Origin of the sequence: Mesorhizobium sp. M5C.F.Ca.IN.020.32.2.1, from assembly GCF_004023105.1 — a bacterium.
GTDB lineage: Bacteria > Pseudomonadota > Alphaproteobacteria > Rhizobiales > Rhizobiaceae > Mesorhizobium > Mesorhizobium wenxiniae.
The window spans coordinates 1-3,021 of record NZ_RZSX01000775.1; the positions used below are offsets into that span (position 1 = coordinate 1).

Below are 3,021 nucleotides of genomic sequence, written 5' to 3' on the forward strand. Positions count from 1 at the left end.
GTCCGACGGTGGTCTCGTCCTCACGCTCAACGACATCAGCGAACTGCGCCGCGCAGAAGGCGTTGTGAACGAGCGTGCCGATCAACTAGCGGTGCTAAATCGCGAATTGCACGAGAAGTCGGAAACCACCTCCCGTCTGGTGAAGCTAGGGGAGCTGCTGCAGGCCTGCGTTACGTTTCCTGAAGCGTTTTCAGTGGTTGGCACCGCCATGGCCGAGTTCCTCGGCGGCTTGAGTGGGACCGTCCACCTGACCAGCGCCTCGCGCAACCTGGTGGAAGAGGTGGCGCATTGGGGCTCCGTTCGGTCGAGCGCTACCCAATTTGCGCCGGAAGACTGCTGGGCGTTGCGCCGCGGGCAGGAGCATGTCGCCGGCCCGGGCATGCTGTCGCCGCGCTGCGCCCATATCACCGAGAATGGCGGCAAGGGCTACGTCTGCATGCCTCTGGCGGCACAAGGCGAAACGCTGGGCATCCTCCACTTGTGTGAACCGAATGCGGCTGACAAACCGCAATGGCTGGCTGAGAGGCAGCAGATCCTGCGCGGCGTTGTCGATACGCTGGCATTGGCGCTCGCCAATCTGCGCTTGCGCGAGACGCTGCGGCAGCAATCGATCCGCGATCCGAACACCGGTCTGTTCAACAGGCGGTATCTCGAGGAAACCAGCAGCCGTGAACTGCGCCGGATGGAGCGCTCGGCTCAGCCGCTGGTGATCATGATGCTCGACGTCGATCATTTCAAACAGTTCAACGACACGTTCGGCCACGAGGCCGGCGACTTAGTCTTGAAGCAGGTCGCCGCCACATTGATCGAGCATGCCAGGGATAGCGATGTCGTATCGCGCTACGGCGGTGAGGAATTCGCCCTCGTAATGCCGGGATGCTCGCTGGAGGAAGGCGCTGAGAGGGCAGAGACGCTGCGCCAGGCAATCAGGCAGCTTCACTTGGCGCATCGCGGGCGGACGCTGGGCACTGTTACAGTTTCGTTCGGGGTCGCCGCTTACCCGGAGCATGGAGCGAGCTGGGCCGAACTCACGAATGCTGCGGATCACGCGCTTTACGAGGCCAAGGGTGAGGGTCGCGACCGGGTCATCGTCGCTCGCAGCAGCGCCCCCGGCGAGCGACAATTCCAGTTGGTAACATCTCCCCAAAAATAGACGGACACTCGTCTGGGCTTGATATGGCTAAAGTGTCGCTCGCCACGACGGCCCGGCGCACGCAGCAGGCACGACAGCCCCAGTCACTTGATTCATGCCGGTAGAGTTCATCAATGCTGAGCGATGCCAGAGCGGCGAAAGGCGCCTGCTTTTTCACACGCCCGCCGCTCAGGATCACCACGTCGTCGCAGAACGAGGTGGTGCTGTGATGATGGCTGATGACTATGGTCGTGCGGCGGCCGGTCCTCGACTTCAGGGTCTCGACGATTGCCGCTTCCGAAAGTCCGTCCACCGCATTGGTGGCTTCGTCCAGGATGAGGATATCGGATCGCGCACCATGGCCCGCTCGGCGTCGCCGGCCGAGGCCGCGTCGTGCCCGTAGAACATGTCGCTACAAATCGCGCAGTGATCAACGAGGACCAGCACACGGTCCCGCACACGCGAGGCCGAAGTTGCGGGCGACTGCCAATCCGCGTCGCGCGGCGCCAGTTGACGGGCTTGTTCAGTAGAGGCTAATAAGGCAGCGTTACGCGATCGATCCTTGTGTCTGTTTTCCGGATATGGCGTTGCTTCGTCACGGTCCGAACCCGCCAGCTACGATAGGTTCAGGCTGAATGACCGACCTCATTTGCCTCGAATTCGCCCCGATCATGGAAGAGCGGTGCTGATTGCAATGCTGGCGCCATCCGTCGTTTACCAGCTCCCGCAGAAAAAACGAAGGCTCCAATGATCCAAGACAATGCGACGGTAGGCGTCGTGGTGCCGATGTTCAATGCCGAGCGAACCATTCGCGCCACCTTGACCAGCATCTGCCAGCAGGACCATCAGGCGCTGGACATTATCGTGGTGGACGACGGGTCGACGGACCAGTCCGCCTCGATTGTGGCCTCCTGTGCTGAGAGAGACCGGCGTATACGCCTAATGAGGCAGTCGAACGCCGGTGTTGCGCAGGCCCGCAACAGCGGTGCGGCCTCTACCGATGCGGAGTTTCTGGCGTTTGTCGACGCGGATGATCTCTGGGCCCCATCCAAGATCGCACTGCAACTGCGCGCCCTGCAGGAAGGCGGCTCTTCTGCGGGCCTGGCATATTGCTGGTTTGCCCAAATCGACGAGAACGGCCGGGTATTCTCACTATCCTTCCGGCCCGATGCCGATGGCCGCGTTCTGCAACGGATGTGCAGAATGAACTTTGTTGGCAACGGAAGTTCGATGCTGGTGCGTCGCTCCGCATTCGAGCGGGCGGGACAATTCGATCCTTCGCTGAGGGCCAGGAATGCACAAGGCTGCGAGGATCTTCTAATGTGCCTCAGAATAGCGGAAAATTACGAATTCCGCGTCGTGCCTCAGCATCTCGTGGGTTACCGGATAACGAACGTCAACATGTCGAGCGATGTCATGCAGATGCTTCGTTCGTGTGAGATTGTTCTTGCCGAGTTTCGCGAAAAATATCCGCAGTTCGGCAGCGATCTCGATGCGCATCTGGTCGATATGATCCATTGGCTTGCGTTGAGAGCTTTGATCGGCGGGCAGCTTTACGCGGCCTGCGACCTATCGAAAAAACTCTTCGTCCTGGATCCGCGCACGGCGATTTCTCGCCTGCCCAATATGATAGACATTTACTGCAGGGCTAGGTTGGTTCCTCGCTGGATCAAGGTTGGAGTGAAACGGATGCGCAACAAGAACGCCAAGTTCCGTCCGCTCTATGAAGAGACCAGCTGGTGAATATCAGCGCGTCACTGTTCGGGCGGTTGCGGCGGCTCATCCGCTTGGCGGCAGCACCTGCATGGCCGGGCTGACTATCGTCGGACTAGGTTTGGCCGCGGCGGTTCTCGAAGGTGCCGGCCTCTTCCTGTTCATTTCCCTGCTCC

Annotated in this window: 2 protein-coding genes and 1 pseudogene; 2 read left to right on the forward strand and 1 reads right to left on the reverse strand. The window is 60.4% G+C overall.

Translation table 11 applies throughout. The annotated features are described in order from the left end of the window. The coding region (locus EOA86_RS28615; protein ID WP_164892063.1) for a sensor domain-containing diguanylate cyclase at nt 1-1,153 on the forward strand (1,153 nt) is incomplete at its 5' end. Nucleotides 1,154-1,241: 88 nt separating this feature from the next. Here the strand turns inward: EOA86_RS28615 and EOA86_RS40725 are convergent. Further along, nucleotides 1,242-1,498, reverse strand: a pseudogene (locus tag EOA86_RS40725) (ABC transporter ATP-binding protein); the annotation flags it as partial. Between the two features lie 381 nt (nt 1,499-1,879). Between EOA86_RS40725 and EOA86_RS28625 the strand changes: the two are divergent. Further along, entirely contained in the window at nt 1,880-2,875 is a 996-nt protein-coding gene (locus EOA86_RS28625) for a glycosyltransferase family A protein (protein WP_065008579.1), read from the forward strand. The last annotated feature ends 146 nt before the right edge of the window (nt 2,876-3,021 follow it).

Coding starts and splice junctions, on each gene's coding strand:
- EOA86_RS28625 (WP_065008579.1), top strand. CDS start 1,880: ATGATCCAAGACAATGCGACGGTAGGCGTCGTGGTGCCGATGTTCAAT.